Raw genomic sequence first — 25,379 nt, 5'->3', positions numbered from 1 at the left:
CAATCAGTACAAGGCCATCCCCGGCGTGAGGTGCTGGCGGGTCGGGCAGGCGCGGCACGCGGCGAGGCGCAAACGGGAACTGGGCTTGGGCCGGACGCTATACTGTGCGGTATGCTCACTCCTCTCTCGCCGTCCGGAGCGGCGGTGCCGCACTCCCGCCGCGACTTCTTTCGCGCTGCCGCCTGTGCCGTTGGCGGCCTGATCATTGCCCGCCCCGCGCTTGCCATGGCGCAGCCACCGGAGCGCACGATGGTCGTGTACAAGGACCCCAACTGCGGCTGCTGCGAGGAGTGGGTGGCGCACGTGCGCAAGGCCGGCTTCACCGTCACGGTGCGCGATACCGCCGACATGGCCACCGTGAAGGCGTCGCTGGGAGTCCCCGACGCCCTGGGGTCCTGCCACACCGCGCGCATCGGCTCCTATACCATTGAAGGGCACGTGCCGGCCGATCTGATCGTGAAGCTGGTGGCCGAGAAGCCCGTCGGCCGTGGGCTGGCCGTGCCGGGCATGCCGGTGGGGTCCCCCGGCATGGAACAGGGGGCGCGCAAGGATCGCTATGACGTGCTCCTGTTCGACAAGGCCGGCAAGACGCGCGTCTACGCGTCGCGGTGACGGGCGTCATGCGGCCGGACGCTGGTATGGTGGAGCGAGAACCGGCGGTGCCGGCGCGTCCGCTTCCCGAGTTCCGGGTGGGTGACGTCGTCGTGCATCACGCCGACGAAGCGGACATTCCGGCCATCGTGGCGCTCAACAACCTGTACGCCCCCGATGGCCTCACGCTCATGCGCAGCGAGGCGTTCGTCACGGCGCATCTGCAGGATTACCAGGTCATTCGCGGCGCCGACGGGCGCATCCGCGGACAGGTGGCGCTCGACGAGTATGCGCCGTCGCTGGCCGAAATCGTGTCGCTGGCCGTGGCGCCGGACCAGCAGGGGCAGGGGTTGGGGCAATGCCTGATCACCGCCGCCGAGCATCTGGCCCGCGAGCGGGGGCACCGGGAGATCTTTGCCATCTCCCTCGCCGAAGCGCTCTTCCTTCGCATGGGCTATACGCTCACCAGCATCGAGATCTACCCGGAGAAGATTGCCCGGTACCGGTCGATCTCGCGCTCCGAGCTCTCGATCGGCCGCAAGTTCTGCTTCACGAAGGCGCTCTGACCAGCTCGGCGCGCCCCAGTACTGGCCGGGGGCGCACCCGGGGGTGAGCTTACGGGAATGTCCCCTCAGTTCGTGGATCCGCATCTGCCCCGGCGCATCGACCGGTGGCGCAGCCCGGCACTCGGTCTCGAGATGCCCATCGTGAGCTACGGTTGGCGCGGCCAGCCGGTGTTGCTCTTCCCCACGGCGGCTGCCGACTTCCTCGAGAACGAACGCTTCTGGCTCATCAAGGCCGTCGAGCCGCTGCTGCAGCAGGGGCGGATCCGCGTGTTCTCGATCGACAGCATCAACCGCCTCGCCTGGATGGATCGCGGACTGCCCGTGCCGGAAAGCGCACGGCGCCAGGCGCTCTATTCGCACTACGTGGAAGAGGAAGTGGCGCCGTTCATCCGCCACCTCTGCGGCGACGGCAGCGCCCGCGCGCTCACCACCGGGGCCAGCTTCGGCTGCTTCCACGCCGCCAATGCGTTCTTCCGTCGTCCCGACCTGTTCGGCGGCACCATCGGCATGAGCGGGTTCTTCGATCTGTCGCCCAGCTACTTCCACGGCTACTCCGACGACAACTGCTACTTCAACAATCCCATGTGGTACGTGGCGAATGTGGAAGGGTGGGCGCTCGACCAGCTGCGGCACCATTCGCGCATCGCCATCGTGAGCGGTCAGGGCGCCTATGAGCGTCCCGATTACGCGCGCGACTTCCATGATCTGCTCGACCGCAAGGGGATTGGCCACATCTTCGACCTGTGGGGGCACGACGTGAACCACGACTGGCCGTGGTGGCGCAAGATGCTTCCGCATTATCTGGAGCGACTGGGATGCTGAACGACGGTGGTTTACGGGGCAGGGAGCAGGGGGCAGGGAGCAGGGGGCAGGAAGCAGGGTTGCGGGATACATCACGCACTGCATCCCTGAGCGCTTTTTCCCGCAAGCAGATCGCTCCCCTGCTGTTCGCGGGTTGTGTCGCGGCCCTCCCCACCCCCGCCGCCGCACAGCAGCCCGCCAAGAAGACCGCCGCGACCAGCAAGGCCACGCAGGACCTCCGCAACACCACGCTCGACGTGCGTCTGGCGTACGTGCGCCGGCTGCTGCGCCTCACGCCGCTCGTGGATGGGCACAACGATCTGCCCTGGGCCATGCGTGAGGAGAAGGAAAAGCCCCTCGACGTGGAGGCGTACAACCTGCGTCGGAAGACCAAGGGGATGACCGACATTGCCCGGCTGCGGCAGGGGCAGGTGGGCGGGCAGTTCTGGTCGGTGTACATCCCCGGCGACATGCGCGACAGCGGCTACGCGCGCGTGCAGCTCGAACAGATCGACATCGCCCGCCGTGTCATTGCGCGCTATCCCGATGTGTTCACCCCTGCACTCACCGCGGCCGACGTGCGCAAGGCCTACGCTCAGGGGAAGATCGGGTCGCTCCTGGGCATGGAAGGGGGGCACGCCATCGAGAACTCGCTCGGCGCGCTGCGCGCGTACTACGATCTGGGCGTGCGCTACATGACGCTCACGCACAACGTGACGCTCGACTGGGCCGATGCCGCCGCGGGGCCGCCCAAGCACGGGGGGCTCACCAACTTCGGCAAGGAAGTGGTGCGCGAGATGAACCGCCTTGGCATGCTGGTGGACCTCTCGCACGTGTCGCCGGGGGTCATGAGCGATGCGCTCAACACCACCGAAGCGCCGGTCATCTTCTCGCACTCCAGCGCGCGCGCCGTCACCAACGTGCCGCGTAACGTGCCCGACAGCATTCTCGCGCGGCTGCCGAAGAACGGCGGCGTGGTGATGGTGACCTTCGTGCCCGGCTTCGTGTCGCAAAAGGTGGCCGACCATGATGCCGCGCTCAATCGCCTGCGCGATTCGGTGGCCAAGCGCTACCCGGGTGACAACGATGCGCAGTTCAAGGCCGTAGCAGCATGGCGGCAGGCCAACCCCACGCCCATCGCCACCATCAGTGATGTTGCCGACCATCTCGATCGTATCAAGCAGGTCGCCGGTGCCGCGCACGTGGGCATGGGTGGCGACTACGACGGCATCACCGAAACAGTGCAGGGGCTCGAGGATGTGTCGAAGTATCCGTACCTGCTGGCCGAGCTCGTGAAGCGCGGCTGGACCGACACGGAACTCCGTGGCCTCGCCGGCGAGAATGTGTTGCGCGCCCTTTCCCGGGCGGAAGCGGTATCCGCGCGCCTCCGCAAGGAGCGCCCGGCGTCCACGAAGACCATCCAGCTACTCGACCGGAAGATCACGCCCTGAAAGGAGTCCCATGACGCTCGACCGTCGGCAGTTTCTCAAGACGTCCGCCGTGCTCGGTGGCGCGGTGGGGCTCGGCCTCCCCGCCGTCGCCGAGGCCTTCACCGCCGACGGGGTGCGCCCGCTGGGCTATCGCCCCGAAACCGGCACCGCGCAGCCCAAGCCGCTGCGCATCCTCATTCTGGGTGGCACCGGCTTCATTGGGCCGCAGCAGGTGGAGTACGCGCTCGCGCGCCGGCACAAGCTCACGCTGTTCAATCGCGGCAAGACCAATGCGGGCCTCTTCCCCAAGGTCCCGCGCATCATCGGCGATCGCAACGTGGCCGGCGGCCACGACGGCCTGAAGAAGGGCACGTGGGACGTCGTGATCGACAATCCCGTGCGCAACCCGGCGTGGGTGCGCGATGCGGGGCAGGCACTCAAGGGGCGCGTGGGCCAATACATCTTCGTGTCCACCATCTCGGTGTTCAGCGACTACTCGAAGCCGGGGATGGACGAGAACGGCCCGCTGCACACGCCGGGCGCGGAAGCCATCTGGGCCAGCAACGACGGCGCGGCGTACGGCCCCAACAAGGTGCGCGCCGAGATCGAGGCGAAGACGCAGTTCGGCGAGGACAAGCTGACGATCGTGCGCCCGGGGCTCATCGTGGGCCCCGGCGACTTGAGCGACCGCTTCAGCTACTGGCCGGTGCGCATCGACAAGGGCGGTGAGATTCTCGCACCCGGCACGCCGAACGATCCCGTGCAGTATGTGGACGTGCACGACCTGAGCGAGTGGATCGTGCGGACCGGTGAGAACCACACGTTGGGCACGTTCAACGCCACGGGCCCCAAGGGACCGACGACCATCGCGGAAATGCTGCTCGGCATCAAGAGCGTCACCACGAGTGACGCCAGGTTCACCTGGGTGCCGGCGGACTTCCTCGCCGAGCAGAAGGTGCGCGCCTGGAGCGAAATGCCGGTGTGGCAACCCGCCATGGGCCCCACCCTCGGCTTCATGCAGGTGAATTGCCAGAAGGCCTACGCCGCGGGTCTCACCTTCCGCCCGCTGGCGGATACGGCCAAGAGCACGCTCGATTGGTACAAGACCCGTCCGGCGGCAGAGCAGGAGAAGGCGCGCGCCGGCATCGCGCCCGAGAAGGAGAAGGCGGTACTGGCCGCGTGGCACGCGAAGCAGGGAGACTGATCATGGCTGTCCACAACACGCCCATCAAGCCGCTGCGCATTCTCATCCTCGGTGGCACGGGGTTTATTGGCCCGCACCAGGTGGAGTACGCGCTCTCGCGCGGCCACACCGTGACGCTGTTCAATCGTGGCGTCACGAACCCGACGCTGTTCCCCAAGGTCGAAAAGCTCATTGGTGACCGCAACGCGCCGGGCGGCTACAAGGCACTGGACGGTCGCACGTGGGATGTGGTGATCGACAACCCGGTGCAGGTGCCGCGCTGGGTGCGTGAGGCCGGCGCCGTCCTGGCGCCGAACGTGGGCAAGTACGTGTTCGTGAGTACCCTCAGCACCTACAAGAACCGGGGGAAGATCGGCATCAGTGAAGCCGATGTCGATCAGCTCAACGCGCCGTCGGCCCCCGACGCCACCGAGAAGGATGCCAGCTACGGCGAGCGGAAGGTGCGCGGCGAGATGGACGCGAAGGCCACCTTCGGCGAGAACAAGACGCTCATCGTGCGCCCGGGGCTCATCGTGGGCCCGGGCGATCTCACGGATCGCTTCTCGTACTGGCCCATTCGCGTGGAGCAGGGGGGCGAGATGCTGGCGCCGGGCACCCCCGACGATCCCGTGGCCTTCATTGATCAGCGGGACCTCACCGAGTTCATCGTGCGGCTGTGCGAAGCCGACGCCACCGGGACCTACAACGTGGTGGGCCCGCAGTACGGCCTCACCATGAGCGAGATGCTGTACGGCTGCAAGGCGGTGACCACCAGCGACACCCGCTTCACCTGGGTGGACGCCGACTTCCTGCTCGCGCGCAAGCTGCGCCCGTACGCCGATCTGCCGGTGTGGATGCCGCCCCGCGGCAACAGTGCCGGGTGGGCGCGCATGAACATCAGCAAGGCGGTGCAGGCGGGGCTCACCTTCCGGCCGCTCGCCCAGACGGCGCGCGACACGCTGACGTACTTCCACCAGCAGTCGCCCGAACGACAGGCGCAGCTCAAGGCCGGCCTTGCCCCGGAGAAGGAGCAACAGGTGCTGGCGGAGTGGCGCGCCAGAGCTGGTCGCTGAGTGAAGCGCTTTCTCTCTCGGCTCGGCACGGTCGAGCCGGGCGAAGAGCGGGCCACCCTGCTCGCCGCCACGTACTTCTTCTTCGCGCTCGCCAGCTACTTCATCCTGCGGGCGGTGCGCGACGCGGCGGGCGTGGCAGCGGGCACCGACAAGTTGCCGTGGTTGTTCACCGGCACGCTGCTCACCACGCTGGCCATGAATCCGGTGTATTCGGCCATCGTGGCGCGGCTGCCGGTGCGGCGCTTCATCCCCATCGTCTACCGCATCTTCATTGCGCTGCTGCTGGGTTTCGCGGCCATCATCAAGTACGGACCGGTGACGTGGGAGCCGTACCTCGGTCCGGCGTTCTGGATCCTCACCAGCATCTACTCGCTGTTCATCCCCTCGGTGTTCTGGGGGTTCATGGCGGACAGCTTCCGCCCTGAGCAGGGGAAGCGGCTGTTCGGCTTCATCAGTGTGGGCGGCACCCTGGGCGCGCTTGCCGGGGCATTCCTCACATCGCGACTGGCGCAGGCGGTGGGCACGCCGGTGCTCATGGTAATGAGTGTGGTACTGCTCGAGTGTGCCGTGCAGGCCGCCAGGCGATTCCCGCCGAGCTTCCGCGACGATACGCGGGCGCGTGACGCGGCCGACGAATCGGTGGGCGGCTCGTCGCTGGCGGGAATTACCCACGTGCTCACGAGTCCCTATCTGCTGGGCATCTGCGCCTACATGCTGCTCTTCACGATCGGGTCCACGGTGCTGTACTTCCAGCAGGCGGAGATCGTGGGGGCGCGCTACGCCGATCGCGAGGCCCGCACGGCCTTTCTCGCCACCATCGACACGGTGGTGCAGAGCCTCACCATACTGGCGCAGCTGTTCGTGACCGGCCGGGTCATCAAGTGGCTGGGGGTTGGCGCCACCCTCGCGATCATGCCGGTGCTGAGCCTGGTGGGCTTCGTCGCGCTGGGGACCTGGGGTACCCTCACGGTGTTCGTGCTCTTCCAGGTGTTGCGGCGGGCCGGGGAGTACGCCTTCGGGCGACCGGCGCGCGAGGTGCTGTTCACCGTGGTGCCTCCCGAGGACCGGTACAAGGCCAAGAATTTCATCGATACGTTCGTGTACCGCGGCGGCGATCAGATCGGGGCGTGGTCGTACGCGGGGCTGTCGACAGCCGGATTGGCAGCGGGGACGATTTCGCTGATGGCGGCGCCCATGAGCTTCCTCTGGCTGGGGGTGGCGCTGTGGCTGGGGCGGCGGAACAGCCGAATGGAACGGGGATAGGGCGGGGGCGGGTGTCTTCGGAGGTCGGAGGTCGGAGGTCCGAAGCATACCAGAAATCGGAAAACAGAAGTCCTCGGAGGTTCGAGGCCCGAGGGGCCACGTCGGCAGGGCCTCCGACGTCCGGGAGTCCCCTATTCGAATTGACTTGACAGCGTTAGGTGAATGCCGTACTCTTCCGCTTGTGACCACCTCCGTCATCCGCACCGCATCGCTGGCCCGCCGGGAACGGCAGAAGGCCGAAACGCGTCAGGCCATCCTCGACGCGGCGCGCGAGCTGTTCGTGACGGAGGGTGTCGAAGCCACCACCATGCGGGCCATCGCGGCAAAGATCGGCTACACCCCCACGGCCATCTACCATCATTTCCGCGACAAGGACGCGCTCATCGTCGAGCTGTGCATGGCCGACTTTTCGGCGCTCGGCCAGGCGATGTACAGTATCGGGCGCATCGAGAACCCAGTCGAGCGCCTCCGTGCCATGGGCATGGCCTATACGGACTTCGCTATGGAGAATACAAGCCAGTATCGATTCATGTTCATGACACCATTAAATCATGAGCGTATTGATGCCCAAGGAAACGGATTCAAGATGCCCGATGAGGATGCCTACCAGTTCCTGTTCGCCACGGTCCAGGAAGGCATCGCCAAAGGCCTGTACCGGCCGGAGCTTACCGACCCCGTCGAACTCGCCCAGATGTTCTGGGGCGGCATCCACGGCGTGATCGCCCTCTGGTATACGCACTGTCACGACCCGCACATCGTGCTTAACGACCCGCGGCTCACGGTGCGCACCATGTGCGATACGCTCATCAAGGGCGCCGTTCGATACCCGCGCTGACCGACCAGTTCTTGTTGCTCTCCGGGCGCTTCGGCGCCTTTCTTTCGGCTCGTTGACCTAACACTGTTAGTCCAAATAGCGATGTTCACCAACAAACCGAGGTCATGTCGTCCGTGGCTCACGGCACCTGTCGTGGCGCTGCTCGCCGCTCCCCTGATGGCAGCGCTCGCCGCCACGCCGGTGGCTGCTCAGCAGTCTGGCACCGCGCGTGAGCTGCTCGACGGCTACGTCAATGAGGCGCTCCGCGAGAACCTCTCGCTCGCGCAGCAGCGGGAAGCACTTCGTCGCGCCGACGCCGGAATGCGCGAAGCCAACGGTCGCCTCCTGCCGTCGCTGGGCCTCAACGCCCGCTACTCGGAGTTCAGCGGGGTCGTGAACATCGGCGACTTCATCAATCCGGCCTACGGCGCGCTCAATCAGCTGCTGGGACAACAGCGCTTCCCCACCGATGTCGCCGCCACGTTGCCGTTCCGGCAGGAGACCAGGCTCGAGCTGCAGCTGCCGGTCTTCAACGACGCGCTCTTTGCCGCCCGCGCCGCGGCGCGGGCCCAGCGGGATCTGGTGGGTAGTGCGCGGCGCGCCGCCATGCGGCAACTCGCCGCCGATGTGCAGCAGGCGTGGCTGGGGTACGCGACCGCCGTCCGCGCCGTCGAAACGCTCGAGGCCACCGTGCCGGTGCTCGACGAAAACCTCCGGGTGAGCGAGCGCCTCATTGCCAACGGACAGGCCACCCCGGATGTGCTCCTGCGCGCGCGCGCCGAACGCAGCGAACTGCAGCAGCAGCTGGAAGACACCCGGCGGCAGCGTGATGCCGCACGCCGCGGATTCAACCTGCTGCGCAATGCCGCCGACGAGGCGCCCATCGCCCTCGTGGACGACAGCACCATGCTCGCCGCCGGCCTCACCGACGGCGACGTCCTCGTGGCGGCGGCGCTGCAACGCCGCGAGGAGCTTGCGCAAAGTGCGAGTGGCATCGCCATCGCCCGTGCGCAGGAACGGGCCGCCGCGGCGGCGTTTCTGCCGAACGTCGGCCTCGCCGCCAGCTACGGCGTGCAGGGCAACCGCTATCGATTCGACCGCGACAACGACGTGGGGATTGCCTCGCTCGTACTCTCGTGGAACGTCTTCAATGGCACCCAGGACGCGGCACGGCGGGAGCAGGCCCAGGCCACGCGCGTGGAGGCGCAATACCGGCAGCGCGAAGCGGTCCGCGCGGTGAGCGTGCAAGTGCGCAATGCCGTGGACGCGGTCACCGCCGCCCGGGCCATGCTGGCGGCGGCTGATGATCGTGCCGCCTCGGCCGAACGCGCCTTCGCCCTCGTGCAGCGTCGCTTCGCGGAAGGGCTGGCCACGCAGGTGGAGTTCTTCGGCGCCCGCTCGAGTGCCACCGCCGCCGCGCTCAACCGCGTCATCAGCCGCTTCGCCTACGCCTCCCGTGTGGTGGAACTCGAGCGCGCCGCCGCCCTGCGTGCGCTTCCCAACTGAGCCAATACAGACCATGCGCCCTTCAACCCGGACCCCCGCCATGGCGTTGCCCGCCCGCTTCCCCCGGACCCCGCTCCTGCTCGTCGCGCCTCTGCTCGCCGCCTGCGGCCGCACCGGCGACACGGCGGCCACCGATGCGCCGACGCTGCGCGCCGCCCCCGTCCCGGTCACCGTCGCGACGCTCAACCCCGGCGACTCCATGGCGGTGGTGACCGCCACCGGCACCTTCGAATCGCGCGACGAGATTCCGCTGGCCTTCAAGATCGGTGGGGTCGTTACCCGCGTGCTCGTGGACGAAGGCGCCACCGTGCAGCGTGGCCAGATCCTCGCCTCGCTCGACCTGCGTGAGATCGACGCCGCCGTGGCCAAGGCGCAGGTGGCCACCGACAAGGCCCAGCGTGATCAGGCACGGGTGCAGCGCCTGGCGGCCGACAGCGTTGCCACGCTGGCCCAGCTGCAGGATGCCACCTCGGCACTCGACGCCGCGCGCGCCGATCTGGCGACGGCCCGCGTGAACCGGGACTACGCCGTCATCACCGCACCGGAGGCCGGCATCGTACTGCGCCGTGAGGTTGCTCCCGGCAGCACCGTCGGCCCCGGCACCACGGTGATGACCATGGGCGGAACGCGCCGCGGCCGCGTCCTGCGCGCCGGCGTACCCGACCGCGATGCCCTGCGCATCCGGGTGGGAGATGCGGCCACGGCCCACTTCGACGCCCTGCCACGGGCACGTTTCGAAGGCAAAGTCATCCTCGTGGGACGCGCCGCCGATCCGCGCACCGGCACCTACGCCGTGGAGGTGTCACTCACCGGCGCCGATGCCCTGCCGAGCGGCCTGGTGGGTCAGCTCCGCATCGCCGTGAAGGGGAAGCAGGTGGCCATGCGCATTCCGGTGGATGCCCTGCTCGAGGCCGATCGCGACTCCGCCACCGTATACACCATTCGCGTCGACAGCGCCGGGGCGCCCGTGGCTGCGCCCCAGCGGGTGGCGGTGGGCGCGCTCTCCGGAGATCAGGTGCACATCAACGGGCTCGCCCCCGAGGCCCGCGTCATTACCCGCGGCGCCACGTACGTCACCGCCGGGGTGCCGGTGCGCATCATCACCACGCCGTTCCTCGACAGCATCACCGCCTCGACGACGGCCCGCGCGGCCCTGCTCACTGCGGCCGCCGGGAGGCGCACCCCGTGAACCCGCTGAGCGCCCTCACCGAATTCTCCGTCCGGCGGTGGCAGTTCACGGTGCTCATCTTCGCCATGTTCGCCGCCCTCGGCGCCGTGAGCTGGATGAACATCGCCCGCGCCGAGGATCCCGATTTCCCCATTCCCATCTTCACGGCGGTGGCCGTATATCCCGGCGCGAGCCCGGAAGACATGGAGCAGCTGGTCACCGAGCCGCTCGAGCGGCAGCTGCGGACGCTGGAGGATCTCAAGAACCTCCAGAGCACCAGCTCCGATGGCCTCACCGTGATTCGCGTGGAGTTCGAATCCGAAGTCGATGCGGACCGCAAGTACGATCAGGTCATCCGTGAGGTCAACGCGCTGCGCCCCATGCTGCCGGCGGCCCTGCAGCGACTCGAGGTGCAGCGCAACGAGAACAGCGATCTGGCCGTGCTGCAGCTGGCGCTCGTGGCGCCCTCGGTGCCGTACGCCCGCATGGACGACGTGGCCAAGCGCCTCGAGGACGCGCTCGAGCGCGTTCCGGGAGTGAAGCAGGCCGACCGCTGGGCGGCCCCACCGCGGGAAATGCAGGTGACCCTCGATCTTGGTCGGCTGGCGCAGCTGCGCCTGACGCCCGCGCAGGTGCTGCAGGCGCTCGGGAGCGACAACACGCAGATCCCCGGCGGCTCCGTGGATGTGGGCACTCGGCGGTACAACGTGGCCACGCTGGGCCGGTATCGCACCGCCGATGAGGTGGGGCGCACCGTGGTGGGGGGCCGTGACGGTGCCGTCGTGCGGGTGCAGGATGTGGCCACCGTGCAGTGGAACGACGGGGACGCGGTGCACGTGGGGCGCTACAACGGGCAGCGGGCGCTCTTCGTGACCGCCGCGGTGCAGAAGGGGCGCAACATCGCCGAGGTGCGCGACCGGGCGTGGGAGGTGCTCGACGCCTTCGAACCCACCCTGCCGCCCGGCATGTCCCTGGCGCGCGGATTCGACCAGTCCGCGAACGTCAACGCGCGTCTCTCGCGCCTGGGCTGGGACTTCGCCATCGCCATCGGTCTGGTGCTGCTCACGCTGCTGCCGCTGGGGACCCGCGCCAGCCTCATCGTGATGATCTCCATTCCCACGTCGCTCGCCATCGCGGTGATGCTGCTCTACGCGACCGGCTACTCGATCAACCAGCTGTCCATCGTGGGCTTCGTCATCGCCCTCGGGCTGCTCGTGGACGACTCCATCGTGGTGGTCGAGAACATCGCCCGGTTCCTGCGCGAGGGGTACTCGCGTACGCAGGCCGCCATCGAAGCCACCAGGCAGATCGGCGTTGCGGTGCTCGGCGCCACCGGCACCCTCATCTTTGCCTTCGTGCCGCTGCTGTTCCTCCCCGGGCTGTCGGGACGCTACATCCGGTCGTTGCCACTGGCGGTGGTGTACGCGGTGCTGGCGTCGCTGGTGGTCTCGCTCACCATCATTCCGTGGCTGGCCAGTCGCCTCATGCCGCGCCACGAGCACGCCGATGGCAACGTGGTGCTGCAGTGGCTCGATGGCGGGATCAAGCGGAGCTACGCGCCGCTGCTGCGCCGCGCCATGGCGTGGCCGCGGGCCACGTTGGTGGCGTCGTTCGCACTCGTGGTTGCCGCCATGGGGCTCGTGCCGCTGGTGGGCTTCTCGCTCTTCCCCAAGGCCGGTACCCCGCAGTACCACGTGGACATCACCATGCCCGAAGGCACGTCGCTCGCGGAGACCGACGCGGCCGTGCGCTATGCCGAGCAGGTGGTCATGCAGGACGCCAACACGCGTGGGGTCTTTGCCAACGTGGGCAAGGACAATCCCGAGGTCTACTACAATGTGTTTCAGCGAGCCGAGGCCCCGAACCGCGGGCAGTTGCTGGTGCTGCTCAACGCCTATCACGAGGAGCGGACACCGCGCACGCTCGACTCGCTGCGCACCCTGCTGGCGCTGTATCCCGGCGCGCGCATCGAACTCAAGGAGTTCGTGAACGGTCCGCCCATCGACGCGCCCATCGCGATGCGGGTGGAAGGCACGGACCTCGACACGCTGGCGCGCATTGCCGCGCAGTACGAGACGGTGTTCAAGGAGACGGCCGGTACCCAGTACGTGAACAATCCCGTGCGCCTGCGCCGGTCCGATCTCCGCCTCGTCGTGGACAAGCAGAAGGCGGGGCTGCTGGGGGTCCCCAGTGCCGAAGTGGAGCGCACGCTGCGGCTGGGCATTGCCGGTCTCGAGGCGGGGAAGATCCGCGCCGACAACGGTGACGAGTATCCGATCGTGGTGCGCATGGCGCACGAGGGACGTCCGGCGCCCGATGCCCTCGAGCGCATCTTCGTGAGCAGCATGACCGGGTCCATGGTGCCGCTCGCCCAGATCGCGCAGGTGCGCTTCGCCTCCTCGCCCACGTCCATCGACCGGCGGGACCGGCAGCGCGCCGTCACGGTGACCAGCTACGTGCAGTCGGGCTACAACACCGATGCGGTCACCCGCGAGGTCATCGAGAAGCTGGAGGCCATTCCCTTGCCCACGGGCTACAGGCTCGTGCCGGCCGGGGAGATCGAAAGCCGGGAGGAGAGCTTCGGAGGGATTGGCGGGGCCGTGGTAGTGGCGGTGTTTGCCATCCTCGCCATCCTCGTGCTCGAGTTCCGCGACTTCCGTACGACGCTGGTGGTGGCGAGCGTGATCCCGCTCGGGGTCGTGGGGGGCATCGTGGCCCTGCTGTGCAGCGGGTACACGCTGAGCTTCACGGCCATGATCGGCTTCGTGGCGCTCGTGGGCATCGAAATCAAGACGAGTATCCTGCTCGTGGATTTCACCGACCAGCTGCGCCGCGAAGGCGTGGCGCTGGACGAGGCGATCCAGCGCGCCGGTGAAGTGCGCTTCCTGCCCATCGTCCTGACCACCTTCACGGCCATCGGTGGGCTGCTCCCGCTGGCGTTTCAGGGCAGTGGACTGTACTCGCCGCTGGCCTGGGTCATCATTGGCGGGCTCGTGAGCAGCACGCTCATTGCCCGCCTCGTCACCCCTGTCTTGTACAAGCTGCTGGCGCCGGCGCTCGACGATGAGGAGGCGTCAGCCTCGGCGTCGATCCCGCTGTCTGCCACGATCGAGCCGCACGTGGCCTAGCCGGCCGCGTGCGGTGGGGGCTCACTTGGCGAGCATGGCGAGACGGTCGCCCAATGCCCCGAAGCCACGCGCCGTGGCCAGTGCGCCGGGCGTCGTCCCGTCTTCCATGCTGGCCAGCGGGTCGGCGCCACGTGCCAGCAGGAGATCGCACAGGGCCTCATCACCCCGCGACGCTGCGAGGTGGAGCGGGGTGATGTTGCCGGCGCCACGCGCCTCGACGTCGGCGCCGGCCAGGATGAGGCGCCGCACGATGCCGGGCCTGGTGGCGCCGGCCAGCGCCGCGTGCAGTGGCGTGTTGCGCGTGGCGTTCGTGGCGTGGGCGTCGAGCGGCGCGCCGTGGTCAATGAGCAGCGCTACGGCGTCGTCGCGGCCGAAGAACGCGGCGAGGTGCAGCGGGGTCCAGCCGTCGCTGCTGCGGCGCACCCGGGCGTCATCGTCATTCTCGATGGCGGCCCGCAGCGCTGCCACATCACCAAGGGCCGCCGCCTCGCAGGCGTCGAGCGGGCGCCCGCGCAGCAGCAGCGGCACGAGGGCGAGCGCCCCCACATACGCGGCGTGCAGCACCAGCGACTCGCCGCCACTCGCCCGCATGCCGGCCCGGCTGGCGTCCTCGTCCAGCAGGCGTACGACGGCCAACTGATCGTTGGCGCGGATCGCGGCCAGCAACGACTCGGGGGCGACGGGGATCATGGGACTATCCTGCGGGGCGCCTGCGGCGCCGTCAATGGCGGGCGAACGCACCGTCGGAGACGGGGGACGCGTGACGAGCCGGTAAAAAGTGGCCATCAATTCGCCCACGCCCCTGCAGCCCGTCTCGCCACGCAGTACCGTGCAGGGCCGGCCGTCCGCTGGTTCTTTCTCCCGCGTCCCTCTCGTCTCCCGCCTGTGATGCCGCCACGCCGCGCCCTGTGCTTCGCCGTCCTGCTTGCCGCCACGGCGTGCATGCGTCCCGCGCTCCAGCCCGTGCCGACGGATCGCCCCATCATCATTGCGCACCGGGGGGCCAGCGGGCACCGTCCCGAGCACACGGTGGCCGCGTACACGCTGGCCGTGGAGATGGGCGCGGACTTCATCGAGCCCGATCTCGTGAGCACGAAAGACGGGGTGCTGGTGGCGCGTCACGAAAACGAGATCGGGGGCACCACCGATGTCGCCTCGAAGTTTCCCGAGCGGCGCACCCGCAAGGTGGTGGACGGCGACACCATGACCGGGTGGTTCACCGAGGACTTCACGCTCGCCGAGTTGCGCATGCTGCGGGCCAGGGAACGGTTGTCGTTCCGGTCGCACGCCTACGATGGGCAGTTCCCCATTCCCACCTTCGACGAGGTGCTGGCGCTGGCCGATTCGCTGGGGCGCGCCCGCGGGCGGGTCGTGGGGGTCTACCCCGAGACCAAGCACCCCAGCTACCATCGCGCCATCGGACTGCCGCTCGAACCGGCGCTGCTGGCCTCGCTGCGGGCGCGCGGGCTCGACCGTCGCGATGCCCCGGTCTACATCCAGAGCTTCGAGGACGGCAACCTGCGGGCGCTGCGCGGCCAGACGCGCGTGCGGCTGGTGTATCTCGTGAGCGAGCGGGCGCTCACGCCGGCCCGCCTGCGGGACATTGCCACCTTCGCCGACGGGGTGGGGGTGAACCAGCGACTGGTGGTGGCACCGGACTCGGCGGCGGTCCCCTCCCGTGTGATTCGCGACGCACACGATGCCGGACTCAAGGTGCACGTGTGGACGCTGCGGTCGGAGCCGGTCTTTCTGGCCGCCCGGTACGGTGGCGACCCGGTCGCGGAGGTGCGCGAAATGGTGCGGCTCGGGGTGGACGGCATCTTTGGCGACTTCCCCGACGTGGTGGCGCGCGGGCTCGATCTGGCGCCGACGCGGCGCTGAGCCGGGCACGCACGTCGCACTGAACACCGGTGGCGTGCGTTGCGGGCGTACAGGCCCGAGCGCAGCTTGGGCGCATGACGGACGACCGCGATGACAAGGATCGCCCGCTCCGCGATGACATTCGCGAGCTGGGCCGACTGTTGGGTGACGCGATCCGCGAGCAGGAGGGCGACGACACCTTCGGGCTGGTGGAGCAGACGCGGCAGGCGGCCGTGCGCTTTGCGCGCGACGGCCGCGCCGAGGACCGGGCGGTGCTGCATGCCCTGCTGGACGGGTTGCCACCGCGCGTCATGCTCAGCGTGGTGCGGGCCTTCGCCTACTTTCTGCAGCTGGCCAACATCGCCGAGGATACCCATCGGGCCCGCCGGCGCCGTGCCCATGCGCGCGAGGGCTCGCCGCCCCGCCAGGGCTCGCTCGCGTTCGCGATCGATGCCGTCCGCCGGGCTCTGGGCCGCGACGAGGTGGCGTTCGCCAGACTGCGCGAGTTCTTCGCGCAGGGTCTGGTCATGCCGGTGCTCACCGCCCACCCCACCGAAGTGCAGCGGCAGAGCACACAGGTGGCCATGCAGCGCATTGCGGACCTGCTCACGGCGCGCGATCGGCTGGCGCTCACCCCCGAAGAGCAGGCGGAGCACGATCGGGCCTTGCAGCGTCAGGTGCTCACCCTCTGGCACACCCGTCTGGTGCGCGGGGAGCGATTGCGGGTGCTCGATGAGGTAAAGAACGGCATTGCCTATTTTCGCACCACCTTCTTCACGGAAGTCCCGCGCCTGTACGCGCATGCCGCCGCACTCCTCGCGGAGCGGTTCCCGCACGACGCGGGTGAGTTCGGTACCTTCCTGCAGGTGGGCAGTTGGATCGGCGGCGACCGCGACGGCAATCCGTTCGTCACGGCCGACATCCTGCGCGACACCCTGCGGTTGCAGGCGGCAGCGGTGTTCGACTTCTACCTCGAGGAAGTGCACGCGCTGGGTGGGGTGCTGAGCATCTCCAGCGTCCTGCATCCGGCTACGCCGTCGCTCAATGCGCTTGCCGCCGCCTCACCCGATCGGTCGGTGCAGCGCCTGGATGAGCCGTACCGGCGTGCCTTGAGCGGCGTGTACGCGCGCCTGGTGGCCACCATGCATCGGCTGGAGCTGCCCCCGCCCACGCGCGCGGCGCTGGGGGATGCAGCGCCATACGAGGCACCCGACGCCCTGCGCGCCGACCTGCAGGTGGTGCACGACGCCCTGGTGCACACGGGCCTGCCCTTGCTGGCGAGCGGACGCCTGCGGCACCTGCTCACGGCCGTCGCGGTGTTCGGGTTCCACCTGGCACCGCTCGACGTGCGACAGAACGCCGATGTGCACGAGCGGGTGGTGGCGGAGCTGCTGGCGCGGGCCGGTGTGTGTGCCGACTATGCCGCGCTCTCCGAGGCAGAGCGCGTGACGCTGCTGGCGGGCGAGCTGGTGAACGCCCGCCCGCTGCACTCCCCGTATCTCACCTACTCGGACGAGGCCCGCGGCGAGCTGGCCATCGTGTTTGCGCTGCGCGAGTGGCGTGCGCGCTACGGTGCGGCGGCGTTGCCCCGCTACATCATCTCGAAGTGCGATGGGGTCTCGGATCTGCTGGAGGTGGCGCTGCTGCTCAAGGAGGCGGGATTGGTCACGGGCGGTGAGGTGCCCACCCTCGGCTTGCACATCATTCCGCTCTTCGAGACGATCAGCGACTTGCAGCGCGCCGGCGCCACGATGGCGGCCGCCTTCGCGCTGCCGGCCTATCGTGCGCTCGTGCGCTCATGCGCGGACCGGCAGGAAGTGATGCTGGGCTACAGCGACAGCAACAAGGACGGCGGTTTTCTCACGAGCGGCTGGGAGCTGTACCGCGCCGAACTCGAGCTCATGCGCGTGGCGACCGACGCGGGGGTCCGCCTGCGCTTCTTCCACGGGCGCGGCGGCAGCGTCGGGCGTGGCGGAGGCCCCAGCTACGAGGCCATTCTCGCGCAGCCCGCGGGGGCCGTGACCGGGCAGATCCGGCTCACCGAGCAGGGGGAGGTGATCGCGAGCAAGTATGCCGCTCCCGACGTGGGGCGCCGCAACCTCGAGTTGCTGGTGGCGGCCACGATCGAGGCTACGCTCACCGACCACGAGAACCAGGCCCATCGCGCGGCCACCTTTCATCCGGTCATGGAGCAGTTGTCGGCCAAGGCCTATCGCGCCTATCGCGCGCTCGTGTACGACACACCGGGCTTCTCGCAGTACTTCCGCGAGAGTACCCCGCTGGCCGAGATCGCGACGCTCAACATTGGCAGCCGGCCGGCGAGCCGGAAGCCGGGCGATCGCATCGAGGACCTGCGCGCCATTCCGTGGGTGTTCTCGTGGGCGCAGTGCCGGTGCATGCTGCCGGGGTGGTACGGGGTGGGCACGGCGGTCACCGAATGGCTGGAGGAGCAGGCCGACGGCCTGGCCGTGCTGCAGCGCATGGCGCGCCACTGGCCGTTTTTCCGCACCCTGCTCAGCAACGTGGACATGGTGCTGGCCAAGAGTGACCTGCGCGTGGCGTCGCGCTACGCCGAGCTGGTCCGTGATGAGGCGCTGCGGCGCGGCATCTTCGGCGCCATCGAGGCCGAGTGGCGGCGCACCCGGGACGCGTTGCGCCTGATCACGGGCACCGACCAGCTGCTCGCGGACAATCCCCTGCTGGCCCGCTCGATCGCGAACCGCTTTCCCTACATGGACCCGCTCAATCACCTGCAGATCGCGCTGCTGCAGCGGCATCGGGAAACCGCCGAGGCGGGAGGGGCGGCCGACGCGTTCGTGCGACGTGGCATCCACATCACCATCAACGGCATTGCCGCGGGGCTCAGGAATTCCGGCTGAAGGCGAAAACGGGGGACGGCGCTCGCCCTGCTGCGGCGAACACCGTCCCCCGTCTCACGGCCGGGGCTCGCGCCGTGCGGGTCAGTCCATCGCGAATTCGCGCGCGAAGGCGACGTTGAACGAGAAGGTCTTGGCCTTGCTGCGCGTCTCCATCATGTCGGCCACGCGTTCGAGGCGCGCCGTGATGGCCATGATCTTTTCCTGCGCCTTCTTGCCCGCCTCGTTGAGCCCTTCGACCTTGTCGAGCGCCCAGAACTTGATGAGATCCTCGACGATCCTGATGTAGTCGCGCGGCCCGTAGATGCCCGCGCGGCGGATCACGTCGGCCATCTCGCGGAAGTGCGGCATGCTCACCCCCGGCATCTCGATGCTGGGCATGATGAGCGACGCCGAGACCATGGCGTTGCTGGGGTCACGCTCGAGCACGCGCTTGAAGATCTCGCGGTAGAACACGTAGTGCCGCGCCTCTTCCTTGGCCACGTTGGCCAGGACTTCACCGATGAGCGGCTCGTACTCACCGGCAAGCTTGCCGGTGTTGGCGTGGCTCACCTGCGTGGCGCGCTCCTGCAGCGACGTGTAGACGAACACCCGATACGGGTCCTTGTCCCATTCCGGCTCGAAGCCCGCCTTGAGGTACTCGAACTGCATGCGCTCGAGCACCGGATTGTCGAGGATGCGGCTGTCGTGCGCGTAGTCGTGCAGCACCGCCCCGTGCCGGTCCTCCTCGGCGGTCCAGAGGTTGTTCCACTTGGCCCAGAAGGTGTCGCCCCCCAGGTAGGTGGCGAGCAGGCGATGAAAATGCGGCAACCCCTCTTCGGTGAGCGTGTTGAGCGCCAGGGCTACCCGGGCGGGCATGCTGATGCCTCGGGCCCGCTCGCGCAGCTGCCGCACGTGGAGGTCGGGGTCCGTGTCCGGCTCGGGGGCGAGCAGCTCGGACGGAAACCACAGCACACGCTTGGCTTCGTGCGCGGTCATCAGCTCGTCCACGTCGTTCTCGAGGTCGGCGAGCACCTCGACCTTGGCCAGCGTTTCTTTACTTGGTATGAACATGCAGTTCCGATGGGGAGCGGGTCGATCCGCAAACTACTGGATGTCGCCGCGGGGGACCAACCAGACGGCTGCGTTGCGCCGTACTTCGTACCGGTGGCGAACGCATCGGGGCGGGGAACCGTTCGCACGCGTCGTGCCAGCGCGTGGGCTCTTCACTTCCGAATACGAATGAACAAGAGCGGCTGTTTGCTCTTCTAGTGATGTCTTGCTGTTCTGATGGTGTAATATCCTTTGCGATTCCGGTGTTCCACAAGCGGGGCGCCGAACCGGACGGGTCCTCGACGTCTCCGCCGATCGCCATCCCACGACCGCACTCCGCTTCCGCGCCGTGAGCGCGCTCATCCGGGCGGGCAGCGACACACGCGCCGGCGGCGCGACCCGCCGGGTCGCCGACGCGGCTAAGTTAGGGACATGGTTCCTCCAACTGCCGCCTCGAAGAAGCCCATGTACGACAGCCGGCGCGCGTGGGGTGAAGCGCGCGCCCTCATCGTGCAGCACCGCCGCTCGGTGGGGATCGGCCTCGCGCTCATGCTCGTCAGTCGCGCCTCGAGTTTCGTCCTCCCGTACAGCACGAAGAAGGTGCTCGACGAGGCGTTGCCACAGGGCGACCTCCGGCTGCTCGGCTACATCGCCCTCGCCGGCCTTGGCGCCACCATCGCGCAGTCGATCACCGGGTACGCCCTGTCCCAGGTGGTGAGCGTGGCGGCCCAGCAGGCCATCGCCCAGCTGCGCGAGGAGGTGCAGGGGCACCTCATCCGCCTGCCGGTGCGGTACTTCGACAGCACCAAGAGTGGAGTCCTGGTGAGCCGGGTCATGAGCGACCCCGAGGGGATTCGCAACCTCATCGGCACGGGGCTCATCCAGCTCACCGGCGGCCTCCTCAGCGCCATCGGTGCCATGGGCGTGCTGCTCTATCTCAACTGGACGCTCACCCTCGCCACGGTGCTCCCGCTGGCGCTCTTCGGCGCCGGGATGAGCATCGCCTTCAAGCGCCTCCGTCCCATCTTTCGCGAGCGCAGTGTCATTCAGGCCGACGTGACCGGCCGGCTCACGGAAACCCTGGGCGGCATCCGCCTCATCAAGGTGTACACCGCCGAAGAGCGTGAGAAGAAGGTGTTCGGTGAGGGCGTGCAGCGGCTCTTCCAGAACATCGCGAAGACGATCACCGGCACGTCGCTCACCGGTACGCTGGGGCTCGGGGTGGTTGGCGTCATCGGGGTGATCGTGATGTACGTGGGCGGTGGGGACGTCATTCGCGGCCGCATGACGCTGGGCAGCCTCATCACGTTCGTGGTGTTCATCGGCATGGTCACGGCACCGCTCATTTCGATTGCCAGCATCGGCACGCAGATCACCGAAGCGTTCGCGGGACTCGATCGCATTCGCGAACTGCGCGACATGGCCACCGAGGACCAGGAGGACGCGGCCAAGCAGGCGGTCCCCGCCGTGGTGGGGCATGTGCAGTTCGAGGACGTCACCTTCGAGTACGAACCCGGGGTGCCGGTGCTGCAGCAGGTCAGCTTCGACGCGCCGGCGGGCACGACGACGGCGCTGGTGGGCTCGAGTGGCAGCGGCAAGAGTACCATGATCTCGCTCATCATGGCCTTTGCGCAGCCGCAACAGGGGCGTATCCGCGTGGACGGGACGCCGGTCAGTGACCTCAAGCTGCGGGACTATCGCCGCCATCTGGGCGTGGTCATGCAGGACAACTTCCTCTTCGACGGCACCGTGCGCGACAACATCGGCTTCACCAAGCCGGGTGCCACCGACGAGGAAATCATGGCCGTGGCCAGGATCGCCAATGCCCACGACTTCATCATGGGCTTCCCGCAGCAGTACGACACGATCGTGGGCGAACGCGGCGTGAAGCTGTCGGGCGGACAGCGGCAGCGCGTGGCGATCGCCCGCGCGATCCTGGCCGACCCGCGGGTCCTCATCCTCGACGAAGCCACCTCGAGTCTCGATTCGGAGAGCGAGCACCTCATCCAGGAGGGGCTGCGCCGGCTTCGTGCCGGGCGCACGACCTTCGTGATCGCCCACCGCCTCAGCACGATCACCAGTGCCGACCAGATTCTCGTGCTGGAGAAGGGGCGCATCGTGGAGCGCGGCACCCACGCCCAGCTGCTCGCGCTGGGCGGACGCTATCGCGATCTCTACAACCGGCAGTACCAGCTCGAGCAGGACCAGTTCATCAATCCGGGCGAAGAGATCGCCGCTACCGGCTGACCTCTCAGATCCGAGCGGTCTGAGGGCAGAGTCGAGAGGCTGAGGCGGAGAGTTGAGCCCGGATCGCAGTGAGCACGAGGGGCCTAGCGGCGAGAGTTGAGCGTGGGTCCTCGATTCTCACTGCGAGCCCGCGCAACGCTCACCGCAATCCGGGCTCAACTTCACGCGGTACTCTCAACTCTCCGGCGTGAGTCTCCAGACTCGAGTCTTGCGGCCCTCTGTTACGGCTTCCGCAGCACCCGCCGGTCGAGGAAGTCGAGGGCCGATTCGAACACGCGCATCCACGACTCGTGCCGCAGGAAGCCGTGGATCTCATCGGGCAGCACCAGCTGTTCCACGGGCACGTCCTGCGCGCGCAGCCGCTGCATGAGCGTGAGCGTCTCGATGAAGCGCACGTTGCGATCGTCGTCACCATGAATGAGCAGGACCGGATCCTTCCACTGGCGCACTTGCGAGAGCGGTGACGACAGGAAGGCCAGGCGGGATGCGGCCGGATCCTCGAGTGCGTTGTAGTCGGTGAGGAAGGTCTGGATTCCCACGTTCCAGTCGTGCACGCCATGCACGTCCACGCCGGCCGCAAAGAGTTCGGGGTTGCGCGACAGCCCCTGGGCAGTGAGATAGCCGCCGTAGCTGCCTCCCCACAGCGCAACCTTGCCGGTGTCCACGTCGGCGCGCGCACGCAGCCACCGCGCGGCGGCCACCACGTCGCGGTACTCACTGGCCCCGCCGGCGCCGTAGTCGAGCGCTTCGCGGAAGTCGCGTCCGTAGCCGATGCCGCTGCGGAAGTTGAGCGAGAGCACCACCCATCCGCGCAGGGCGAGGGCCTGGTTGAAGGCATACGCGTGGTGGTAGTACGCCCCGTAGTTCCATCCCAGCAGCATCTGCCGCCGTGAGCCGCCGTGCAGGAAGATGATGGCGGGCCGCTTGCCGTTGAACCGACCGGCCGGTGGCAGGAACAGCTGCGCATGACTCGTGATGCCGTCGGCTGCCCGGATGTCCACCGCGCTCGGCACCACGAGCTCCTGGCTGGGGAAGTCGGCCGGCATCGTTTCGGGGGCGAGATACCGTGCGGCGGCGAGGGTGGTGCCCGTGGCCGTGATGATGGACGCATGCGCCGGCACCCGGGCATCGCTCCGCAGGAAGGCCACACTGCCGTCGGCGAGGGGCGTGGGCATCCACTCGATGCTGGCTCCGCCGGTGAGCGGCGTGGGCGCACTGCCGCCGGCGGCACTCACCCGCCACAGATGCCGGCGATCACGATCCCCCTGGTTCGAGTTGAAGATCAGCTGGCTGCGCGTGCGGTCCAGCGTGACGTACTCGACCTCGTGCGGGCCGCGATCGAGCTGGGTATACGCGCCGCCCGATGCCGGCACACTGTACAGATGCAGGAACCCGTCGCGCTCCCACGGAAACACGAGGCGGTCGTCGGCGCTCCAGAGCAGCTGCGTCTCCGCCTGCATGGGCCAGAAGGCGGAGCCGGTGCCGGGGGTGGCACGAAACACCGGCGAGGCCACGCCGGTAGCGACATTGGCCACCTGAATGCTCCACGGCTGGGCCGTGCGCACCGCCAGGAAGATCATGCGGCGCCGTTCGTAGGGCTGCCGCAGGAAGGCCAGCCGCGTACCGTCGGGCGACCATACCGGCGAGCCATCGGTGTCGGTACTGGGCGACATCCACCGCAGGCGCTTCGCCCGCAGGTCGTACACGCCGACATAGGCGTGCGTCCCGCGACTCGACACCACGGCCACCATGTCGCCGTTGGGCGACCAGCGGAACTCACTCGCGCTGCCACGCATGCGGAAGAGCGGCGCGGCCTCCGCCCTGCTCCCCGTGGTGGTGAGCGTCATGACCTGGCCGCGGCGCGCGAAGAGCAGCCCGTCTCCCGATGGGGCGGGAGTCGGGGTGCTGCCCTCGGTGATGCGTTCGGCCACGGCCGCGTTCGTGTCGAGCCGCACCCGCCAGATCGCCTGCTCGGCGCCGGCCGGGTCGCTGGTGGGGTTGGGGTGCTCCCCTGCACGGTTGGGACCACTGCCGCGAACGAACCAGAGCGTCCGTCCATCGGCCGAGAAGGCGAGCTGGGCCACCTCCTGTCCGTCATCGGCGCCGAAATGCACGACGCGCCGTGCGGCGTACGCGGGCGCCGCGGCCACGACGATGCTGCGCGCCCCTTCCGTGTTGTGCACCCAGGCCACCAGGTCACCCTGTGGCGAGGCCACCATGGCTGATGGAAACGGGGCGGCCTCGATGGCGCGAATCGAGGGCGGTGTTTGCGCCGTGGCGGGTGCGGCAGCCACCACCATCAGGGCGGCAAGCCGCGCCATCGGCGCACGGAGAGAGAGCGGCCAGTGCATCAGGGCTCCGTCGGGCCGCCGGGCGTGGCTCGGCGGGAATGGGCTTCGGTATCGACCTCCTGCTCCCACGCGAGCAGGCGCTGCCGAAGCCGGCGGGCGATTGCGGGGTGCAGGCGCGTGAGATCGCGGCGCTCCCCGGTGTCGGTACTCAGGTCGAACACGAAATCATGATTGGCATCGCGCACGTACTTCCAGCGGCCGTCGCGCACCGCGCGTTGCGTACGGCCCTCGAACGTCGACCGCCAGAAGAGCGTGCGTGGCATGATCGGTCGTGCGCCGCGCAGCACCGGGAAGAGATCGATGCCCTCGAGACGAGCGGAATCGGGCACGGGCGTGGCGGTCGCCGCCAGCACCGATGCCGTGAGGTCCATCGTGATGCCGACCTGCGCCGTGCGCGCATTCGCCGGAACCCGCCCCGGCCACCGCACGATGGTGGGAACGCGAATACCACCTTCCCATACCGTGTACTTGCGGTTGAAGAAGGGCCCGTTGTTCGAGAGCCACTCGCCGCCGTTGTCGTTGGTGAAGATCACGATGGTGCGTTCGCGCAGCGCCAGCCGGTCCAGCGCGCGCAGAATCGTGCCCACCCCGCGGTCCAGGCGCTCCACCATGGCCACATAATCGGCACGCGTCCCCGCCGCCGAATCGCTGGGGCTCAGGAGTCGGCCATTGTCACGAGCCACGGTGGGGCGATCGGGGGGCTGGAAGGGCCAGTGCGGCGCGTTGAAGGCCACGTCGATGAAGAAGGGACGGTCGCGCTCCCGCTCGATGAAGGCCACGGCCTGCTGCGCAATGAGATCGGTGCTGTACCCCTCCGCCCGAATGGGGGTGTCGTTTTCGAACAGGTCGGGGCGCCCGGCACCGTCCGTGTGCCGGTAATAGTCGTGATAGCCGCTCTTGAGCCCCCAGAACCAGTCGAACCCATGCGCGCCCGGGGACATCGTCGGGGCATAGCCCAGGTGCCACTTGCCCACGAGGGCAGTGGTGTAGCCGTTGGCCCGCAGCAGCTGCGGCAGCGAGGTGCCCGTCGGCACGAGACCGCCACGTTCACCGGATGCCGGCCCGCCCAGCGGCACCTCGAGGCCGTACCGCTGCTGATAGCGTCCGGTGATGAGGCCGGCGCGCGTGGGAGTGCACAGCACGCCGTTGGCGTAGAACTGCGTGAAGCGTGTCCCCTCGCGTGCGAGACGGTCGAGATGCGGCGTGCGCACGTCGGTGGCGCCGTACGGCCCGATGTCGGCGTAGCCCAGATCATCGGTGATGATGAGGACCACATTGGGCCGCGCCGCAGGAGCGGGCGGCGGTGCCGAGTGCGCCGGCGCCGCCGGCGGCACGGCGGTCAACACGCCGCAAGCGAGTATGCCGCACGCGATTACGCGCCACCGGTGAGACCGCGAAGCAAGGACAGCGAAACGGGCCATGTGCCAATATCCGACCGCGGGCATGGCGTCGGCTAGAGCAATCGGCGAGCTTTGAAGAACACAAACTAT

Annotated in this window: 18 protein-coding genes; 14 read left to right on the top strand and 4 right to left on the bottom strand. The window is 68.5% G+C overall.

The features are described from left to right. Positions 1–111 precede the first annotated feature (111 nt). From LW840_RS03030 to LW840_RS02980, 11 genes are all read left to right on the top strand, one after another. The gene (locus tag LW840_RS03030) at positions 112–612 is read left to right on the top strand and encodes a DUF411 domain-containing protein (protein ID WP_291266057.1); all 501 of its coding nucleotides are present in this window, start codon (positions 112–114) and stop codon (positions 610–612) included. An 8-nt stretch (positions 613–620) separates the two neighbouring features. Beyond that, positions 621–1,157: a GNAT family N-acetyltransferase gene (locus tag LW840_RS03025; RefSeq protein ID WP_291263554.1), complete on the top strand. Its 537-nt coding sequence runs from the start codon at positions 621–623 to the stop codon at positions 1,155–1,157. Positions 1,158–1,214: 57 nt separating this feature from the next. Beyond that, the gene (locus tag LW840_RS03020) at positions 1,215–1,979 is read left to right on the top strand and encodes an alpha/beta hydrolase-fold protein (RefSeq protein WP_291263553.1); all 765 of its coding nucleotides are present in this window, start codon (positions 1,215–1,217) and stop codon (positions 1,977–1,979) included. A gap of 59 nt (positions 1,980–2,038) precedes the next feature. Continuing rightward, a complete protein-coding gene (locus LW840_RS03015) occupies positions 2,039–3,409 on the top strand; it encodes a dipeptidase (RefSeq protein WP_291276388.1) in 1,371 nt (456 codons plus the stop codon). Positions 3,410–3,419: 10 nt separating this feature from the next. Further along, positions 3,420–4,592, top strand: coding sequence for a twin-arginine translocation signal domain-containing protein (locus LW840_RS03010; RefSeq protein WP_291266060.1), 1,173 nt, complete (start codon positions 3,420–3,422; stop codon positions 4,590–4,592). 2 nt (positions 4,593–4,594) lie between these two features. Next, entirely contained in the window at positions 4,595–5,644 is a 1,050-nt protein-coding gene (locus tag LW840_RS03005; RefSeq protein ID WP_291266061.1) for an NAD-dependent epimerase/dehydratase family protein, read from the top strand. Continuing rightward, entirely contained in the window at positions 5,645–6,907 is a 1,263-nt protein-coding gene (locus tag LW840_RS03000; RefSeq protein ID WP_291266062.1) for an MFS transporter, read from the top strand. 181 nt (positions 6,908–7,088) lie between these two features. Beyond that, positions 7,089–7,742, top strand: coding sequence for a TetR/AcrR family transcriptional regulator (locus LW840_RS02995; protein ID WP_291266063.1), 654 nt, complete (start codon positions 7,089–7,091; stop codon positions 7,740–7,742). Positions 7,743–7,898: 156 nt separating this feature from the next. Then, complete coding sequence (locus LW840_RS02990; RefSeq protein ID WP_291266064.1) at positions 7,899–9,227, top strand: TolC family protein; 1,329 nt, start codon at positions 7,899–7,901, stop codon at positions 9,225–9,227. A 13-nt stretch (positions 9,228–9,240) separates the two neighbouring features. Further along, entirely contained in the window at positions 9,241–10,416 is a 1,176-nt protein-coding gene (locus LW840_RS02985) for an efflux RND transporter periplasmic adaptor subunit (RefSeq protein ID WP_291276387.1), read from the top strand. Beyond that, the gene (locus LW840_RS02980) at positions 10,413–13,523 is read left to right on the top strand and encodes an efflux RND transporter permease subunit (protein WP_291266066.1); all 3,111 of its coding nucleotides are present in this window, start codon (positions 10,413–10,415) and stop codon (positions 13,521–13,523) included. The genes LW840_RS02985 and LW840_RS02980 overlap by 4 nt, the downstream gene beginning before the upstream one ends. 21 nt (positions 13,524–13,544) lie before the next feature. On the opposite strand, the gene LW840_RS02975 is transcribed toward LW840_RS02980, so the two are convergent. Then, positions 13,545–14,213: an ankyrin repeat domain-containing protein gene (locus LW840_RS02975; protein ID WP_291266067.1), complete on the bottom strand. Its 669-nt coding sequence runs from the start codon at positions 14,211–14,213 to the stop codon at positions 13,545–13,547. 198 nt (positions 14,214–14,411) lie between these two features. Here LW840_RS02975 and LW840_RS02970 point away from each other — a divergent pair, with 198 nt between their 5' ends. Together LW840_RS02970 and ppc are read left to right on the top strand one after the other, a co-directional pair. After that, positions 14,412–15,404 (top strand): glycerophosphodiester phosphodiesterase, encoded by a 993-nt coding sequence (locus LW840_RS02970; protein WP_291276406.1) that lies wholly within the window; start codon positions 14,412–14,414, stop codon positions 15,402–15,404. A gap of 74 nt (positions 15,405–15,478) precedes the next feature. Continuing rightward, entirely contained in the window at positions 15,479–18,262 is a 2,784-nt protein-coding gene (gene ppc / locus LW840_RS02965; RefSeq protein ID WP_291276386.1) for a phosphoenolpyruvate carboxylase, read from the top strand. Between the two features lie 81 nt (positions 18,263–18,343). Here ppc and LW840_RS02960 read toward each other — a convergent pair whose 3' ends face one another. Then, entirely contained in the window at positions 18,344–19,312 is a 969-nt protein-coding gene (locus LW840_RS02960) for an acyl-ACP desaturase (protein WP_291261457.1), read from the bottom strand. A 411-nt stretch (positions 19,313–19,723) separates the two neighbouring features. Between LW840_RS02960 and LW840_RS02955 the strand changes: the two genes are divergently transcribed. Next, positions 19,724–21,538, top strand: coding sequence for an ABC transporter ATP-binding protein (locus tag LW840_RS02955; RefSeq protein ID WP_291276385.1), 1,815 nt, complete (start codon positions 19,724–19,726; stop codon positions 21,536–21,538). Between the two features lie 221 nt (positions 21,539–21,759). Here the strand turns inward: LW840_RS02955 and LW840_RS02950 are convergent, their stop codons facing one another. Together LW840_RS02950 and LW840_RS02945 are read right to left on the bottom strand one after the other, a co-directional pair. After that, the gene (locus LW840_RS02950) at positions 21,760–23,859 is read right to left on the bottom strand and encodes a prolyl oligopeptidase family serine peptidase (protein WP_291276384.1); all 2,100 of its coding nucleotides are present in this window, start codon (positions 23,857–23,859) and stop codon (positions 21,760–21,762) included. 29 nt (positions 23,860–23,888) lie between these two features. Further along, positions 23,889–25,235 carry a sulfatase-like hydrolase/transferase gene (locus tag LW840_RS02945; RefSeq protein ID WP_291276383.1) on the bottom strand — a complete coding sequence of 449 codons (1,347 nt, stop codon included), beginning with the start codon at positions 25,233–25,235 and terminating at the stop codon, positions 23,889–23,891. Positions 25,236–25,379 lie beyond the last annotated feature (144 nt).

The organism is Gemmatimonas sp., assembly GCF_021298855.1.
GTDB lineage: Bacteria > Gemmatimonadota > Gemmatimonadetes > Gemmatimonadales > Gemmatimonadaceae > Gemmatimonas.
The sequence above is the reverse complement of the archived record's forward strand: the minus strand, read 5'-3'. Positions and strand labels throughout refer to the sequence as shown.

What these genes read in the sequence shown, in the direction of transcription:
- LW840_RS03020 (WP_291263553.1), top strand. Translation starts at nt 1,215, where the DNA reads ATGTCCCCTCAGTTCGTGGATCCGCATCTGCCCCGGCGCATCGACCGG.
- LW840_RS02990 (WP_291266064.1), top strand. Translation starts at nt 7,899, where the DNA reads ATGGCAGCGCTCGCCGCCACGCCGGTGGCTGCTCAGCAGTCTGGCACC.
- LW840_RS02985 (WP_291276387.1), top strand. Translation starts at nt 9,241, where the DNA reads ATGCGCCCTTCAACCCGGACCCCCGCCATGGCGTTGCCCGCCCGCTTC.
- LW840_RS02950 (WP_291276384.1), bottom strand. Translation starts at nt 23,859, where the DNA reads ATGGCGCGGCTTGCCGCCCTGATGGTGGTGGCTGCCGCACCCGCCACG.
- LW840_RS02970 (WP_291276406.1), top strand. Translation starts at nt 14,412, where the DNA reads ATGCCGCCACGCCGCGCCCTGTGCTTCGCCGTCCTGCTTGCCGCCACG.
- LW840_RS03030 (WP_291266057.1), top strand. Translation starts at nt 112, where the DNA reads ATGCTCACTCCTCTCTCGCCGTCCGGAGCGGCGGTGCCGCACTCCCGC.
- LW840_RS03005 (WP_291266061.1), top strand. Translation starts at nt 4,595, where the DNA reads ATGGCTGTCCACAACACGCCCATCAAGCCGCTGCGCATTCTCATCCTC.
- ppc (WP_291276386.1), top strand. Translation starts at nt 15,479, where the DNA reads ATGACGGACGACCGCGATGACAAGGATCGCCCGCTCCGCGATGACATT.
- LW840_RS02955 (WP_291276385.1), top strand. Translation starts at nt 19,724, where the DNA reads ATGGTTCCTCCAACTGCCGCCTCGAAGAAGCCCATGTACGACAGCCGG.
- LW840_RS03025 (WP_291263554.1), top strand. Translation starts at nt 621, where the DNA reads ATGCGGCCGGACGCTGGTATGGTGGAGCGAGAACCGGCGGTGCCGGCG.
- LW840_RS02960 (WP_291261457.1), bottom strand. Translation starts at nt 19,312, where the DNA reads ATGTTCATACCAAGTAAAGAAACGCTGGCCAAGGTCGAGGTGCTCGCC.
- LW840_RS02975 (WP_291266067.1), bottom strand. Translation starts at nt 14,213, where the DNA reads ATGATCCCCGTCGCCCCCGAGTCGTTGCTGGCCGCGATCCGCGCCAAC.
- LW840_RS03010 (WP_291266060.1), top strand. Translation starts at nt 3,420, where the DNA reads ATGACGCTCGACCGTCGGCAGTTTCTCAAGACGTCCGCCGTGCTCGGT.